Origin of the sequence: Nonomuraea deserti (assembly GCF_004348685.1) — a bacterium.
In the GTDB taxonomy this organism is placed as follows: Bacteria; Actinomycetota; Actinomycetes; order Streptosporangiales; family Streptosporangiaceae; genus Nonomuraea; species Nonomuraea deserti.
In genome coordinates, this window is sequence record NZ_SMKO01000035.1 from 15,951 (window position 1) to 32,172 (window position 16,222).

The following is a 16,222-nucleotide window of genomic DNA, read 5'->3' on the forward strand; positions in this document are numbered from 1 at the left end:
GGACAATTCACAACTCCACATGTAATCCTTGTGTAAAGTCGCCATAGTGCTACTTTCAGTCACCGACCTGTCCGTCCGCGCTCAACGCGCGAGCCGTCCGATCACTTAGAGCGCATTGCCCGTTTAATCACGAGGATCCCGACCAGCCAGATAGCTGCGTATGCCAGGGGCCGCATCGTCAAGTAGATCACCGTGATTTGTCCTGGATCCTCGAAAAAGTAGTCGATGGCCAGATTGGCTAGAAAGGAACCCGCGACGACGCAGATCCAGGCCAGCCAGGCCACCCGTGCCTCACGGCTCCATCCCTTGGGGCCAATCATTGGCTAATGTAGATCTTGGCGGTTTGCCTCCAGGCCGTGTATGAGACGGAGATAGTGGCGCGCTCCACCTTCCATCCAGTGTCGCGGGCGATCCTGCTCCCCCAGCGGAACACGTAGTAGGTGACCTCCCTGATCCAGTGGGTGCGCTCGGTTTCAACGCGATTCCGCTTCCACACGATAAGGTAGGTACGCCCCTTGCGCTTTTCGTAGAGTTTTCTCCCCCAACACGGATTGAAGATTTTCTGCTTTGTCTGTACATAAGTTCTGATTCGGGTGACATCCTTCACGTACTGACGTACCTCCGTTCCTTGAAGGCGAGCATGCATGCAACAGAGGCGTAACCTAGACAGGCGACGTTGACGGCGATGTCGTTGGCGTTCTCCAACCACGTCGATGTGTACATGCCATGGTCGACCACGTGCTCCGTATAGCCGGTCTGCTCTTCCGGATAGGTTCCCGCCAGATCGAGTTTGCCGATCGGATCGGCGTCGCAGTAGTCGTAGGCGTTGGAGCTGCCTCCCACGACCGGGTCCTCCTGCAGGAAACGCCCAGGGATGGGATTGTAGAGCCGCACGCCCATTAGCACGAGGCCGCTCTGGGCGTCTCCGGCGCGCTGTTTGCTGCCGAGCCAGCCGTAGCGCGGGTTCGTGTCGGCGGTGTCCCGGGAGACGCCGTACTCGGTGGTTTCGGTGTAACTGTCGACGCCGACGGCGGCACCGCTGACCGTTGAGACGATGTCGCCGTCCAGGTCGATGAGTTGGAGCGTGACGGCGCCGCTACTGCTTTGGATGGCGCCGAGCCCTTCCAGGCTCGCGACGTTCCTGCTCCACGTTCCATCGGCCTCGCTGATCCAGGCGGGGGAGTCCTCCAGCCCGGAATAGTGGTGGGTGACCGTACCCGGGTTTGCGCCACCCGTGGTGGTCGCGCTCTTGACCCTGCCGGCCGGGTCGCGAGTGTAGGTGGTCGTCGTGCCGTTCTGTGTGATGGAGGCCACGGTGTCGTGCACGAAGTAGCCGATGGACAGGGCGGCGCCGCCGAGCACGTCCGATGCGGGCACGGACGTCGTCCTGCCGCAGGTGTCGTACGCGTAGCCCTGGCGGGTCAGCCGGTCGGCTTGGTCGTAGGTGTAGTTCACTGTCGTCGGATCGGTGCTCGTGGTGCACTGCCCCGAGTCGTCGGCGGGATGGGTGATGAGGCTGGTGCGGTTGGTGTTCTGGTCGAACGCGTAGCTGCGGGTGACGCATTCTCCCTGGTACGCGTCCTGAACGCGCTCCAGCCGCCCCGCGAAGTCGTAGCCGTAGTCCTGGCGGCTGCCAGGACTGTGCTGCGTGACGGTCCGCCCCTGGAAATCGGGCACCGCGGAGAACGACAGCCAAACCTGGTCATCCTTGGTGTAGGCGAGCCTGGTCCGCTTACCGTTGCTGGCATAGTTGCTTGCCGCGACTATGCCGTTCGGGTAGACCTGTTCGATCAGCTTTCCCGCCTGGTCGTAGGCGCCGCGGAACGTGCCGGCCCCGCCAGTCTCCACCTGCGTGATCATGCCACGGCGCTCGGCCTTGCCGTTTGCGTCCGTGCCGTTGTAGGTGAAGGTGACGGTGCCCTTGCCGTCGTTGGTGGTGGCGATGCGGCCGTCCAGGTCGTAGGTGACAGTGGCGAGGTTTCCCGTGGCGTCGGTGGTTTTCCACGGGCGGCCGAAGCTGTCGTAGGTGACGACGACCGTATCGTTCCCGGCCTCCTTCCTGGTCTGCAGACCGGTCGCCTCGTCGTAGACGTAGCTCATCTCCGGGAACGGCGCACCGCCGGCGGTCTCCGGAGAGACCTCGGCCTTGGCTTTGATCGAACGACCCGCGACGTCGTAGGTGGTCGTCGCTGTGCGGATCACGTCCTGCACGGTCTCGGTCTTGGTCGTGATCGCGCCGTAGATGTTGTAGCCGGTGGTGTGCTCGACAGCGAGTGGCTTGCCCGTCGCCGGCTGAGTCACAGGCGTGACCTTGCACGTCCAGCCTGCCCAGGCGGGGCGGTTCCCGCACTCGGCCGCCACTGGGTGCGCTTCGGCGGCGTAGGTGTTGGTGGCGATGCTGCCCGCGTCGCGGCCGGACGAGGCGGGCTGTCTGCGCTCGACCTCGCGCCCCGCCACGTCGTAGCGGATCCGGCTGACAATGTCGTCGCCGTCCGGGCTGACCGTGGTAGTGCTCGTCGGCTTGCGCAGGCTCCAGCCGGACGCGTCACCCGAGGCGATCGGGTCGTAGCCGATCTTCTGCGTGCTGACGTCGTCGTCTGTGGGGACCGCCGTACCGTCCACCACCACGGGCACGGTCTTGGACTCGGTCACCAGGTGGTAAGCGAGGTCGGAGACGGGCTTGCCCACGTCGTACTGCTGGGTCGTGCGCTGCCTGGCGGTGACTAGTTGCCCGTCACCGAGCGCGATAGTGGACGCGGGGCCGTCGGTTGACACGAGGTCCCCATCGGCGTTGTACTCCGAGATCGTCGCTAGCAGGTTCGCTCGCTCCGCAGAGTCGGCCCGCGCGGCCGTGTAAGGATCGGTGTCGGCCGTCGGCGTCACTGCCCGCGCCCGGTTCTCCCTGGTGAGTTGCCAGACCGCGTTGTTCTCCTTGTCGTAGCGTGTGGCATCGATCTGCCACTCGCCCGCGGCGAATGCGGCCGTGTTCACGGCCCGGCCGAGGCCGTCCATGTAGGTGAGTGATCCGTGCTCCCAGTCGGCGGCCTGAGGGTGGTACGCGCCGTCCGCGCCTCGGGCCGGGACGTGCGAGGCGGGAAAGACTGCGGCTCCGACCACGGGCAGGTTATCGGTCTCCCCCCCACGTCGCGGTGCGCGCGAGCGTGAGGTCGTTAGGCGCGGACGCCCCGCCGACGGGAACGTCGTAGGCCACCGCCCAGGTGGGGTCCTGGTCGCCGTTCTCACGCTGGGCGTGGGCCAAGCGGCCCGCGGCGTCGTACTCCAGCCGCCACGGCGCGAGCCCGGGGGGCGTCACCTGTGAGATGCGGCCCTCGCCTGTGTAGTAGTAGAGCGTGGCCACGTTCGAACGGGGATCCGTCACCTGACGTAGCCGCCCTGTGGAGTCGTAGGCGTATGCCGCGAGAGTAACGGTCTTCATGGCGTTGGACTCGGGGTCGAAGGCGGTCAGCGACAGGCTCTTGACGTTGCCCTTGTAGTCGCCCCACCCGGAGGGCACACCCGTCGCGGTTGTCTCGGCGGCGTACTGCAGTTCGAGCGCCCGGCATCCGGGCACCAGCGTCGTCCCGCACTGCACGCCACTGGCGGCGGGCGTCAGGACGCGCGTGATCCTGGCCTGGTCGTCGCGGAGGTAGGTCACAGCCGACTCGGCCGCAGGCCTTTCCGTACGCGCGACCACCCAGGTCCCGTTGACCTTCACGAAGGTGGTCTTGGCGCCGGTCTTGTCGGTGACCGTCAACTGCTCGTCGGTGACAGAGATGAAGGTGCCGTCAGCCGCGTCGCCGGTCCCGGTGTAGACGTCGCCGTTCTTCGTGTAGGTAAACGTGGAACCGTCCGGGCCGATGAGCTGCATCCAGCCCTTGTTGGAGCCGTCCACGGGGACGTACGCAGCCACCCACGACGGAACCGCCGGAAAGGCCACTTGCCAGCCAGGGCCGAACACCTTGTACTCGTCCGGCACGGTCGAGTCGAACTCGGTGCTCAGCGTCCTGTGCACGCGAGCGACCTTGACCCCGAAGACCTCGGCGTCCGTGGCCTGCAGCGCGAAGTCGCCGTTGACCAGCGCCACAGAGCCGGGTCCCATCTCGCTGCTGGCATGGTGGTCACCGGTCGCAGCCTTGGTGAGCGAGACCTCGATCGGGTTGGAGCACTCGAAGCCGACCGAGCCGCCCTCGAAACAGGCCCGCAACTGGACGAAGCCCTCCGCCTCCTGGCTCGCCTTCAGGGTCGCGGCGAGGTCCCACGACAGGGCGCCGAAGTCCTTCGTGGTGTCGGTGCGGGTCTGCGGCCAGGAGGCGATCGGGGTGCCACTGCCCGCCGCGAAGACGTGCTTGGTCGGAACAGGGCTCCATTCGGCCCACGGCATCGTGCTCGTCGTGTACTCGTACGTCACCTCGTCGCGGGCCGGAGGCGCGGACGCGTCGAGGGTAACAGTGCGGTAGGTGCGGGGCTGCCTGCGCGCGGTCACGATGCCGCCGGGGCCGACGCCCAGGGTGTAGGCAGCGACATCGGAGGTGTTGTGCGCCTTGTCCCGCGTCCTGACGTAGAGCGTGTGCCAGCCGTCGCCGAGCGTCTCCTTGATCTCACGCGTCTCACCGAGGGAGTCCTCCCAGACGCCCGCCTCTTCGATGGTCGAGGGGACGGGGTTGTCGAAATCCCAGAGGTACTCCGTGACGTCCTTCGAGGCCGATGCGACGGAGCAGGTGATTTCCCCTCGCGGCCTCCACGCGCCTTCAGGGACCGTGCCGTTGCAGTGCACCGTCGGCTCCTGCGGTCTGGACGCGTCGATGCTCACCGGCTGCCACTGCGACCAGGCCGATTCGACGTCGCCATCCACAGCCCTGCTGCGCCAGCGGACGCGCCAACCGTCTTGGAGCGTTCCTTCAGGAACGGTCAGCTTCGCCACCTCGCCGGCGGGCGCTTCGGCGCTGCCCGACCAGATGAACCCGCTCCCCTGGCCAGTGGCGGCGGGATCGTGCTCGATCTCGAAGTCCGCACGTAGGGTGGCGCCCGTCCCTCGGAGCCCGCTCTGCAGCGTGGGACGTGTGGTCGTGGTGAACAGGCGCCCGGAGATCTGCGGCTGCTCGCCCACCGGGGGTTCGAGCATGCGGGTCGGGCTGGACACCGGCACTGTGCGCAGGTGCTCGACCCAGGGCGCGGCGCCGTACGTGACCACGAGCTTGGGGGCGTCGTCCACGGTGTCGTGGAAGTCGAAGCTGAACATCGGCCGCGACTTGTCCTCGATGGTGGCCCGCAGCATGAGGCCGCGCCCGCTCGATCCAGTCGCCCAGGACTTGGCGATGTCGGTGATGGCGATGCTCCACGGCACGTTGGCGGCCGGCTCCGACGCCGGGTTGCAAATCGCCGGAGGAGGCGAGGTGACCGCCCCGGCGTCCGTAACGGCGGGCTGGTTGTCCCAGAAGACGTCGTTCGGGTACCACGCGCCGGTGATGCGCTGGACCATGAGCTGCTGCCCCGTCGGGCACGTCCACAGGTCGCCGACGAGGTCGAGGCGCGCGTTGACGACCTCCTGCCCAGCCAGCGAGGTGGTGTCGAAGTCGAGCAGAGCCCGCGAGAAGATCTTGGCCGACCAGTTAGAGGAGCAGTTGTTGTCGCTCAGACCGACGTGGACCGCCCAGTCCGTCGTCAGGTCGCCGTCGGGACACGGCGAGTTGATGCTGCGGCCCTCCCTTATAGGGAGGGTGAAGGCGGGATCGACAGTGACGGGGTAAGTGGTCGCAGGGTCCTCGAGGAACTCCGGATCGGGCCGCAGGACCAGTTCGGAGCCAGTGATCTGCACGTCGATGTCACCGACCTCCGGAGCGGAGGCGTCGTCGAGCCGCTCGGCCTGCGTGACAAGGGCGTCCAACATGTACGGCCGGGGCGCCGCCGCGAGCACTTCGCCCTTGTCCGTGGTGAGCTTGAGCCCGCCCTGCTTCGTTTTGGACAGCGAAAGGTTCTTGGTCCTCATGGGGAATCAGAACTCGAGGGGACCCTCCGGCCGCTGCCGCAGGAGCACGTCGTGCCGTACCCCCGTCGGCAGCGCCGTCACTACGATGTCCGCGCCGGGGCCCGCCGCATCGGTGTAGACCGCCTTGTTCCCCTGCACCACCGGGGCCGGCAGCTTCACCGGCGCGGAAAGCGCGTACTCCTTGCCTTCGCCGGGGACGAGCTTCACCAGCGGCTTGTCGTCACCGCCCCCGGAAATCTCCAGCCCGCCGAACGCGGCACGCGGTTTGAGCACGCCCTCGGCCTCCACGAGGGTGGTGTCGATGTTGAACCAGGTGTCGCCCTGCCTGATCCTGGAGGGTCCGCTGGACGCCTCCAGGGTGACGGTCCCGTCGGGATTGACGTACGTGGTGGTGCTCTCGGTCAGCTCATCCATGACCAAGACTCGGCTGCCCTGGAGCCGGGCCGACAGCGCCGCGGAGACACGGTCCGGCCGTTCCGCGACAGGCTTCGGCGCGGTTTCCACCCGCGCCGCGGGGTCGGCGAGCGCACTCACCCCAGCTTCCGCCGCGTGGGCAGTGCCCAGGAACAGCGTGGCCGAGGTGCCGACGGCCAGCACCGCCCGCGCGCGGGCCGAGCCGCGCCGACGCAGCGGTGGGCTGTCCGATAAGAAACGGCGGCGGTCACGTTCAGGCCCCGATGAGAAGAAGCGCACCCAATCCTCCATAGATGTCGGTGCTCACTGACCTGAGGGATTAGCTCCGATCAAGAAGGAAGCTGTAAGTTTGAAAGACGGCTCTGTGGAGATTCTCCGGCGATTGTCACGATCTTGTAATTCCGAATGGTGCAGAACGTGAGACGCGAGTACTCGATCATGGATGGCACGGTGCGGTTTCGGGTGCTGGGGCCGGTGTAGACCGGACACGCGGTACGGCAAGGGCAAGCGTTGGCTCGCCGTCTGGGTGGACCCCGACGGTAAGGAGTGCTCGACTGCGTACGACCGCAAGGCCGACGCCGAGCGCAAGATCGCGGCCATGGGCGCCGACATCGCCCGTGGCGACTACATCGACCCGAACGCCGGCAAGGTGCTCTTCGGAGACTTCGCCGAACGCTGGCTTGCTTCCCGTCTCGTCGACCCGTCGACCAAGATCCGATACGAGTACATCCACCGCCTTCACGTCGCGCCGGTTTTCGCCAAACGCCAGGTGAAGGCCATCAAGCCGTCGCACGTACAGGCGTGGATCAGCGACCTGAGCAGCCGCTTCGGCACCTCGACCGTCCAGACCGCGTTTCTCGTCCTCCAAGGCGTCTTCAGCCTCGCCGTCGCCGACGAGGTCATCAAGCGCAGCCCCGCCAAGTCGCCGGTAGTCCAGGTGCCCAAGCGCGCTGCCGAAGAGATCACCGCGTGGTCGGACGAGAGAGTCAGCGCGGTGATCGACGCGCACCCTGACCTGTTCCGCCTGCTCCCCATGATCGGGGCCGCCTGCGGGCTGCGGCAGGGGGAGCTGTTCGGTCTCGCCCTGGAGGACTTCGACATCGACGAACGCGTCCTCCGGGTACGTCGGCAGATCAAGAAGCTGGGCGGCGATCACGTGTATGCCCTGCCGAAGAACGACCGGGAGCGGGTCGTTCCGCTGCCTGACTGGGCGGCCGGGGCAGTCAAGCGGCACGTCTCGGTCTACCGCCCGCTGCTCTGCTCCCTGCCCTGGGAGAAGCTGGATGGCAAGCCGCGCACCCACAACCTGCTCTTCCGCTGGACGGACGATCGCCACATCAGGTCCCGCACCTACAGCGAGATCGTCTGGAAGCCCGCACTCGTCCAAGCGGGCGTGATCGCGCCACCGGGCAAGGACTCCCGCCAGCGCAGGCGCTACACCACATCCCGCAAGGAGGGGCTGCACCAGCTCCGCCACTACTACGCGAGCGTGATGTTGGCCGGCGGCGTCTCGGTCAGGGAACTCGCGGAGTACCTCGGCCACGCCGACCCTGGGTTCACTCTCGCGTCTACGCCCACCTGATGCCCGGCTCGCACGACCGCGCCCGCAAGGCCATCGACGACCGCCTGTTCCGTCCACGCGAGGTCTCTCACGGAACAGGGACGGAACAGTGATCGTCTAAGGCCTGACCCCGACACAAAGAACCCCGCCTCCCAGCACAGGGAAGAGGGGTTCTCGCAGGTCAGGGGCTACTTGGCCAGGTGACGGCTGATGACCAGGCGCTGGATCTGGTTCGTCCCCTCGAAGATCTGCATGATCTTGGCCTCGCGCATGTACCGCTCGACCCGGAACTCCCGCGTGTACCCGTACCCGCCGAACACCTGCACCGCGTCCGTCGTCACCTTCATCGCCGCGTCCGTGGCGACCAGCTTGGCGACGCTCGCCTGCCTGCCGTACGGCAGCCCCGCGTCGCGGCGGCGGGCCGCGTCGAGGTACGTCGCCCGCGCGCTGTCCACCCCCGCCGCCATGTCGGCGAGCAGGAACCCGAGCCCCTGGTGGTCGATGATGCGCTTGCCGAACGTCTGCCGCTCCTTGGCGTAGGCGACGGCCTCGTCGAGCGCGGCCTGGGCGAGGCCGGTGGCGCAGGCGGCGATGCCGAGCCGGCCGGAGTCGAGGGCGCTGAAGGCGATCTGCAGCCCCTGCCCCTCCTCGCCGATGAGCCGGTCGCCGGCCAGGACGGCGCCGTCCCAGTGGGCGCTGGTCGTGGGGACGGCGTGCAGGCCCATCTTCTCCTCCGGGCGTCCGAAGGAGAGCCCTTCGGCGGTCCCGGGGGCGAGGAAGCAGGAGACGCCGCGAGATCCTTCACCGGTGCGGGCGAACAGGGCGTAGAAGTCGGCGATGCCGCCATGGGTGATCCACGCCTTGTTGCCGGTGATCCGGTAGCCCGTCTCGACCCGCTCCGCCTTGCAGGTGAGGGCGCCGGCGTCGGATCCTGCCTGCGGCTCCGACAGGCTGTAGCCGCCGATGAGGCGTCCTGCCAGCATGTCGGGCAGCCACCGCTCGCGCTGCTCGGGCGTGCCGTAGGCGTGGACGGGGAAGCAGGCGAGAGTGTGCACGCTGGTCGCGACCGCGACGGCCGCCCACCGCATCGCCAGTTCCTCGATCACCTGCAGGTAGACCTCGTACGGCTGCCCGCCGCCGCCCAGTTCCTCCGGGTACGGCAGCCCGAGCAGCCCCGCGCCGCCCAGCGTGGCGAACAGCCCGTCAGGGTAGGTCTCGGCGCGTTCGTGCTCGTCCACCCGGCGTGCGAGCTCCTTGTCGGCGATCTCGCGCGTCAGGTCGATGAGGTCCTTGGCGTCCTGGTCGGGAAGCAGTCGGTCGACGGTCACGGTCACTCCTGGGTCGGGGCGGCGGGCTCGTCCAGCCGCGCCAGGGCGGTCCTGGCGCGCTCGCGGAAGTCGGCGACCCGGGCGAGCTTGATGTCCTCGTACCCGCGGATCAGGTCGGGCAGGCCCGCGATCTCGGCGACGACGGTGGTGGTGCCGGGGGTGAGCCGGGACACGGCGGCGCGCACCAGATCACGATATTCGGTGACGAGTTCGCGTTCGACGCGGCGTACCTTGGCCTGGCCGAACACGTCGAGCGCCGTCCCGCGCAGCACTCGCGCGGCCCGCAGCCCGCGGAACAGCACGGGGGCCGAGCGGCGCAGCCTGATCTTGCGCTTCATGCCCATCGCGCGCAGCAGCGGCGGGTGCAGCAGCACGGACACGGCCGCGTCGGCGCCGAACTCGCGCTCGCGCCGCTCCTGCTCGGCCGGGTCGAGGTGCAGGCGGGCGACCTCGTACTCGTCCTTGTAGGCCATGAGCTTGTGCAGGCCGCGGGCGTAGGCGAGGGCGATCTCGGTGCCCGCCTGCTCGCCGGCGCGCTGGACCGCGGCGGCGCGCACCCGGCGCACGTCCTCCGTGTACGAGCGGGCGTACGTCGCGTTCTGGTAGCCGGTCAGGTCGGCGGCGCGCGCGGCCACCACCTCGTCGAACCCTTCCGGCACGGGCGCGGGCGCCATGATCTCGCGCACCGCGGCGGGGTCGGACACGGTGGTGCGGCCCCAGCGGAAGGCGGCGAGGTTCTGCTCGACGGAGGCCCTGTTGAGGGTGATGGCCCGCTCGATGGACGCGGCCGTGACCGGCAGGCAGCCGAGCTGGTAGGCGGCGCCGAGCAGCAGCAGGTTCGCCGGCATGTGGTCACCGAACAGGACGTCGGCCAGCTCGTGGGCGGCCACGCACTCGACGGCCTTGACGGCCGGCTCGACGCGGGCGACCGCGCCGGCGTGCCCCGGCACCGGCGCGCGGCCGGTCACCATGGCGGCGGTGGGCACGACGGAGGTGTTCAGCACGGCGATGGTGCGTTCGGGTGCGGCCACGGCCAGGTTGGCGTCGGCCGCCGCGCCGAGCAGGTCGAACCCGATGAGCACGTCGGCCATGCGGTGCGAGGCGCGTACGGAGCCCGCGAGCGGGCGCGGCGAGATCCGCACGTCGCTGACCACGGGCCCGCCCTTCTGCGCCAGCCCGGTCTGCTCGAGCCCGGCCGTGTGCAGGCCGTCGAGGTGCGCCGCCATCTGCAGGATCTGCGAGACGGTGACGACGCCGGTGCCGCCGATGCCTGGCATCCTGATGAGCACGTCGTCGCCCACCCGGACGGCGGGCTCCGGCGGCTCGGCGGGCAGCGGCGGGGCCTGGTGTGGCCGCTTGGTGCCCGGCTCGACCAGCAGGAACGACGGGCAGTCGCCCTTGAGGCAGCTCAGGTCGGTGTTGCAGGACGCCTGGTGGATGCGGGTCTTGCGGCCGTACTCGGTCTCGACCGGCTGCACGGACAGGCACGTCGAGACGTCGCCGCAGTCGCCGCAGCCCTCGCAGACCCGCTCGTTGATCACGACCTTCTCGGTGGGCGTGGGCAGCTTGCCGCGCTTGCGCAGCCGCCGCTCCTCGGCGGCGCACCGGTCGTCGTGGATGAGCACGGTCACGCCGTCGAGCGCGGCCAGCTCCTTCTCGACCTCGGGCAGGTCGTCGCGGTGTCGTACGGACGCGATCGGCGCCAGCCGCACCCCGCGGTACGTCTCCGGCTCCGGCGTGGTGACCACGACGCGGCGCACGCCCTCCAGCGCCAGCTCCCGCGTCAGCGTGGGCACGTCGAGCCGGCCCTCCGCGCGCTGCCCGCCGGTCATCGCCACGGCGTCGTTGTAGAGCAGCTTGTACGTCATCGTCACCCCGGCGGCCACCGCGGCCCTGATCGCCAGCGAGCCGGAGTGGTGGAAGGTGCCGTCGCCGAGGTTCTGCACGAAGTGCCGGTCGTCGGTGAACGGCGCCAGCCCGATCCACTGCGCGCCCTCGCCGCCCATCTGGGTGATGCCGACCTGGGTGCCGCGCCCGTGCCCGTCCAGCGCGATCATGGCGTGGCAGCCGATGCCGACGCCGACGAGCGTCCCGTCGGAGGTGCGGGTGGAGGTGTTGTGCGGGCAGCCCGAGCAGAAGTACGGGGTGCGCGCGGCGACCAGCGGGAGCAGGGGCCGCGGCTTCTTCGCCACGCCCTCGGCCCGGTCGCGGGCGGGGTCGAGGGCCCGGTCGGCGGCAGGGTCGGCGGCGGGGCCGGCGGTGACGGTGGACCGGGGCAGCCGGTCGGGATCCAGGCAGGCGACCAGGGCCTTGGCGACGTCCTCGGCGCTCAGGGTGCCGCGGGCGCTCAGCAGCTCCCTGCCCAGCACGGCGGGCACCCGGTCGCGGCCGTACAGGGCCTGCTTGAGCTGCCCCTCCAGGAACGGCACCTTGTCCTCGACCACGAGCACGCGGTCGAGGTCGCACGTCATGGCGGCCAGCTCGGCGTGGTCGAGCGGGAACGGCATCGCGAGCCGGATCAGCCGCAGCCCGGCGTCGTCCAGGGCGGACCGGTCGAGGCCCAGGTCGGCCAGCGCGCGCAGGACCACCGCGTACGTCGTGCCGGACGCGACGATCCCCAGCGCGGTGTTGCCCTCGCCGGACATCACCCGGTTCAGGCGGTGTTCGCGGGCGTACGCGCGGGCCAGGTCGAGGCGGCGGGTCAGCAGGTCGTGCTCGGCGTCCAGCGCCGCCGCGCCCAGCAGGATCCGGGACGGCGCGCGGGTGGCGCGGTCCGGGACCGGGATGTGCTCGCGCAGCGGGGCGAGGTCGACGGTGGCGGACGCGTCGGCGATGTCGGCCACGATCTTCAGCCCGGCCCAGAGCCCGGTCGCGCGCGACAGGGCCACCGCGTGCAGCCCGAACTCGATGATCTCGGCTATCGAGCCGGGCGCGAGCAGCGGCATGGCCAGGCTCTGGCACATCGGCTCGCACGAGCTGGGCAGCGTGGACGACTTGCAGCCGGGGTCGTCACCGATCCAGGCCACCGCGCCGCCGAGCGGGGCCGTGCCCGCCGTGTTGGCGTGCCTGATGGCGTCGGCGGCCCGGTCGAGGCCGGGGTTCTTGCCGTACCAGAAGCCCGTCACGCCCTCGTGGCGGCGGCCCGGCACCTGGTCGAGCAGCTGGGTGCCGGCCACCGCCGTGGCCGCCAGCTCCTCGTTCAGGCCCGGCTTGAACACCACGCCCATCTCGTCCAGGAACCGCGACGCCCGTCCCATCTCCAGGTCGACACCGCCCAGCGGGGACCCTTGGTAACCGGACACGAACGCCCGCGTGTCCAGCCCGCGCGCCCGGTCGAGCCTGCGCTGCTCCAGCGTCAGGCGGACCAGGGCCTGAACGCCCGAGATGAGCACGCGGCCGTCGAGCGCCGCATACTTGTCGTCGAGTGACACGGGGGCGGGAGTCTCGCTGGGGTTCATGCGGACCTCCTGGCTTCGTACGTGGGATCCAAGCACAGCAATGCGGGCACACTATGCGCAAGTATGAGATGAGAAAGCGCTCGTAAGACGCAAACAATGTACGGTGGCGCGCCTGATGGCCGAAGTTGTTTGCGCCCAAGGGAAGGTTCTCGCATGCCGGACGTCGACGACATCGACCACCAGGTGCTGCGCCTGCTACGGGAGGACGGGCGCAGGACGTTCTCCGAAATGGCCGAGCGGGTCGGCCTGTCGGTGGCCGCCGTCAAGCGGCGCGTCGACCGGCTCAGGGACCTGGGCGTGATCACCGGGTTCACCGTGCAGATCGACTACGCCAAGCTCGGATGGGGCATCGAGGCATTCACCGAGCTGCGCTACCCCGGCACCACCCCGGTCAGCGAGATCGTCCGCACGGCCACCGACGTGCCCGAGGTGCAGGAGGTCTTCACCATCGCCGGCGACCCAGACGCGCTGATCCACGTACGGGTGCGCGACCTCGGGCACCTCCAGCAGGTCATCGACCGGCTGCGCAGGGCCGGCGACGTCACAGGCACGAAGACGCTGCTGGTGCTCGGGACGTGGACGCGCGACGCGCTGGCGCCGCGCAGCGGCTGGAATCAGGGGATCCCGCTGGCCCGGTCGCGGCGGGAGAAATAGCGTACGAGCAGGCCGATCGCCAGCAGTACCGCCGTCCCGAGACCGAGCATCCAGATCGACACTCCGGTCATGGGGAGCGGCCGCCGGCCTTCGAGCTGTTCCGCGCGCGGCGCCCGGTCGTGCGCCGCGGAACGGGGCTCGTGCCGGCCCGCCCGCTCGCCGGGGGCGGCGTCGCGCGGCTCGTGTCGCGGCTCCGAGCGGGCCGCGCCCTTCTCCTCCGAGGGCTCGGCGGCAGGGGCCGGCTCGTCGGGGGCGGGCGTGGCGTCCGGTGCGGCCGCCCGCGCGCGCTGGACGGCGGTGGACGTGCAGGAGCGGTTGTTCGCGGTGTTCGCCTCGTCGCCGTCGGCGCTGACCGTGGCGCAGTTCCTGACCAGACCGGGCTCGTCGGGCGCGAGGGTGAACATGAACGTCCTGCGTTCCGACGGAGCGAGCGTGCCGAGGGGGCAGACGAGGGCAGGACCGGCTCCGGGACACTCCGGCGGGCGGTCGGCGATCGTCGCCCCGCCGGCGGCCGGATGGCGCACCGTGACGCCGGTCGCCGGCGTGCGCCCCTCGTTGACGACCGTCACCGCGTAGGCGATGGCGCCGCCGGCGGTGAGCGTCGCCGCCTTGGTGATCGTGACGTCGGCCATGGCGGCCCTGGCCTCGGTGACCAGCTGCGCGGAGTCGCCCTGCGCGCCCGCGGCGGAGACCTCGGCCCGGCTGGTGAGCGCCGTGCCGTCGGAGAGCCCGGGGTCGATCACGACGGGGAACGAACGGGTCACGCTCCGGCCCGCCGGGATCGTCAGGGCCGGTCCACCGCAGGTGATGGTCCGGCCGTCGAGGTCGCAGCCGTCGGGGAGCGGGCCGGGGGCCACGTGCTCGTCGAGGGTGCCGGTGATGGTCACGGCCTCGGCTGCCGTGGCGCCCGCGTTCGTGACGGTCACCGTGTAGACGGCCTGACCGCCGATGACCAGCGGGTCGGGAACGGCGGCCTGGCCGATGCGCAGGCTCGCGGACGGCGGCCCGCTCCTGAACGGTGGCTCACTCACCGACGGTGGTCTGGGTGGTCCTCCCGCCTCCGGTCGGCTCACCGCCGCCGGTGCGCCCGCCGCTGATCCGCCCGCCTCCGGTCGGCTCGCCGCCGCCGGTGCGCCCGCCGCTGATCCGCCCGCCACGGCCGGAGCGGCCCCGCCGCCGCCCAGCGCGGCCAGCGCGATGACCGCCGCGACCCGGGCCATGCCCATCTCCTACCCCCGCGTTGACCGCCGTGCCTGCTCGACCCCGGAGCCGATCCTTCTACCGGCCGGTGAGGCGGCGACGGGGTGCCCACCGGAATCATGCGCCGCCGTGGCGGATTCTTTGCCCGGGAGGCCGTTCCGCGCTCGACGAACAGCCCTCTGTCCGCGCCGCGTTGACGCGTAAGGTCGGTGTCATGCCGAACGCCGCACGTTACGACGACGTCGCCGGCTTCTACGCGGCCGGCTGGTCCGACGACGTCGACGACCCCGCGTCCGTGCGCCTGCTCGACCTGCTGGGGCCGCTCGAGGGCCGTCGGGTGCTGGACGTCGCCTGCGGTCACGGCCGGATCAGTCGCGCGCTCGCCCGCCGCGGTGCCGCGGTCGTGGGCGTCGACCTCTCGTCGGCGCTGATCGAGAAGGCATGGGCGGCCGAGCGCGAAACCCCGGTCGGCATCCGCTACGTCCACGCCGACGCGACCGAGTTCGGCCCGTCGGACGCGACCGGGCCCGACGGGGTGGGCGTGTTCGATGCCGTGGTGTGCGCGTTCGGCCTGTCCGACATCGACGACCTCGAAGGCGCGGTCGCGACCGTCGCCCGCACGCTCAGTCCCGGGGGCGTGTTCGCCTGCTCCATCCTGCACCCGTGCTTCCCCGGCGGGCAGGGCGTCTCCGGCTCCTGGCCGGGCGACGCCCGCTATCACGGGGAGGGCTGGTGGCGGGCCGACGGCGAACGTTCGACCCTGCGCCGCCAGGTGGGCGCCAACCACCGCACGCTCTCGACGTACGTCAACACGTTGCGCCGCCACGGCCTGTGGCTGGACGAGATGGACGAGCCCGAGCCCGCCCAGGAGTGGGCGGCGACGCGCCCGGACGCCGCCCGGTTCCCCGTGTTCCTCGTCATGAGGTGTGTCCGCCGTTGAGGCGGAGCGCGTGCCGGCCTGGTGAGCGCCCGAGCGGAAGGCGACAGCTCCTGATCGCCGAGTTCTCGCCGTCCGCGTGTGCCTCACTCGCCGTTGTCCGCGCCGCCCTGGTTCTCGAACCCGCTCATGTACGTGGATGGGAGTGCGGATTTCCACGGCGTGAGGATCGGGCGGGCGTCCGCTTGCGGGCCTCGACGCGGTAGCGGGCCCGGCGTGGCGGCGGGGCTCTGCCCGATGGCCGCGGGGAAGCGCCGCGAGAGCGTCGCGCGTGACACCGCGAGCGCGGATGCGAGCGTCGCGGTCGTCCAGGGCCGGGCGGGATCCTGGTGGATCCGCTCCAGAGCCTGGCGGACGATCGGATCTCCAAGCATGCCCAGCCAGGTGCCGCGGTGCTCGGCCGGGAAGTCGCCCTGAGCGTGAACGTCCTCGACGGTGACCTCGACAAGATCCGGCTGACCCTCGACACCCACTTCTACGGCACCCTCGCCATGATCCGGGCCTTTGCCCCCGTCCTCGACGCCAACGGGGGAGAGGCCGGGAAGATCGAGATTCTCGCCGACGGCTCCGGCGCCGCGGCGAAGGCCTCCCTCTTCGGTGGTCCTCGCCCCTTCGTCCTGGAGACGTCTTCCGCCGGGTGACACACACGATGGCGGGCGGCCTGTGCGCGCTTCAAGCGGTGGA

General features: G+C 70.2%; 13 protein-coding genes. 4 read left to right on the forward strand and 9 right to left on the reverse strand.

Annotation, left to right across the window (positions count from 1 at the left end; all coding sequences use genetic code 11):
- Nucleotides 1-101: 101 nt before the first annotated feature.
- The 5 genes from E1292_RS15985 to E1292_RS16005 form a co-directional block, all read right to left on the reverse strand.
- Nucleotides 102-320 carry a hypothetical protein gene (locus E1292_RS15985; RefSeq protein WP_132595983.1) on the reverse strand — a complete coding sequence of 73 codons (219 nt, stop codon included), beginning with the start codon at nt 318-320 and terminating at the stop codon, nt 102-104.
- Nucleotides 317-607 (reverse strand): hypothetical protein, encoded by a 291-nt coding sequence (locus tag E1292_RS15990; protein WP_132595985.1) that lies wholly within the window; start codon nt 605-607, stop codon nt 317-319. Before E1292_RS15990 ends, E1292_RS15985 begins: the two co-directional genes overlap by 4 nt.
- Nucleotides 604-3,012: an RHS repeat-associated core domain-containing protein gene (locus E1292_RS15995; protein ID WP_132595987.1), complete on the reverse strand. Its 2,409-nt coding sequence runs from the start codon at nt 3,010-3,012 to the stop codon at nt 604-606. The genes E1292_RS15990 and E1292_RS15995 overlap by 4 nt, the downstream gene beginning before the upstream one ends.
- Before the next feature lie 112 nt (nt 3,013-3,124).
- Nucleotides 3,125-5,986: a DNRLRE domain-containing protein gene (locus E1292_RS16000; protein WP_132595989.1), complete on the reverse strand. Its 2,862-nt coding sequence runs from the start codon at nt 5,984-5,986 to the stop codon at nt 3,125-3,127.
- A gap of 6 nt (nt 5,987-5,992) precedes the next feature.
- Nucleotides 5,993-6,400 (reverse strand): hypothetical protein, encoded by a 408-nt coding sequence (locus E1292_RS16005; RefSeq protein ID WP_132595991.1) that lies wholly within the window; start codon nt 6,398-6,400, stop codon nt 5,993-5,995.
- A gap of 526 nt (nt 6,401-6,926) precedes the next feature.
- Here E1292_RS16005 and E1292_RS16010 point away from each other — a divergent pair.
- Nucleotides 6,927-7,982, forward strand: a complete 1,056-nt coding sequence (locus tag E1292_RS16010; protein ID WP_165974568.1) for a tyrosine-type recombinase/integrase — start codon at nt 6,927-6,929, stop codon at nt 7,980-7,982.
- Nucleotides 7,983-8,149: 167 nt separating this feature from the next.
- Here the strand turns inward: E1292_RS16010 and E1292_RS16015 are convergent, their stop codons facing one another.
- Both E1292_RS16015 and E1292_RS16020 read right to left on the reverse strand, forming a co-directional pair.
- The gene (locus tag E1292_RS16015; protein ID WP_132595995.1) at nt 8,150-9,289 is read right to left on the reverse strand and encodes an acyl-CoA dehydrogenase family protein; all 1,140 of its coding nucleotides are present in this window, start codon (nt 9,287-9,289) and stop codon (nt 8,150-8,152) included.
- 2 nt (nt 9,290-9,291) lie between these two features.
- Nucleotides 9,292-12,747, reverse strand: a complete 3,456-nt coding sequence (locus E1292_RS16020) for an indolepyruvate ferredoxin oxidoreductase family protein (RefSeq protein WP_132595997.1) — start codon at nt 12,745-12,747, stop codon at nt 9,292-9,294.
- A 153-nt stretch (nt 12,748-12,900) separates the two neighbouring features.
- Between E1292_RS16020 and E1292_RS16025 the strand changes: the two genes are divergently transcribed.
- Entirely contained in the window at nt 12,901-13,401 is a 501-nt protein-coding gene (locus E1292_RS16025) for an Lrp/AsnC family transcriptional regulator (RefSeq protein WP_132508840.1), read from the forward strand.
- Here the strand turns inward: E1292_RS16025 and E1292_RS16030 are convergent.
- Nucleotides 13,362-14,621, reverse strand: coding sequence for a COG1361 family protein (locus E1292_RS16030; protein ID WP_132595998.1), 1,260 nt, complete (start codon nt 14,619-14,621; stop codon nt 13,362-13,364). The two genes, E1292_RS16025 and E1292_RS16030, sit on opposite strands and share 40 nt — an antisense overlap.
- Nucleotides 14,622-14,815: 194 nt before the next feature.
- Between E1292_RS16030 and E1292_RS16035 the strand changes: the two genes are divergently transcribed.
- A complete protein-coding gene (locus tag E1292_RS16035) occupies nt 14,816-15,541 on the forward strand; it encodes a class I SAM-dependent methyltransferase (protein ID WP_132596000.1) in 726 nt (241 codons plus the stop codon).
- A gap of 83 nt (nt 15,542-15,624) precedes the next feature.
- Here E1292_RS16035 and E1292_RS52675 read toward each other — a convergent pair whose 3' ends face one another.
- Nucleotides 15,625-15,912 (reverse strand): hypothetical protein, encoded by a 288-nt coding sequence (locus E1292_RS52675; protein WP_220446865.1) that lies wholly within the window; start codon nt 15,910-15,912, stop codon nt 15,625-15,627.
- 18 nt (nt 15,913-15,930) lie between these two features.
- On the opposite strand from E1292_RS52675, the gene E1292_RS51120 reads away from it, so the two are divergent.
- Nucleotides 15,931-16,179, forward strand: coding sequence for a hypothetical protein (locus tag E1292_RS51120; protein WP_165974566.1), 249 nt, complete (start codon nt 15,931-15,933; stop codon nt 16,177-16,179).
- Nucleotides 16,180-16,222: the final 43 nt, after the last annotated feature.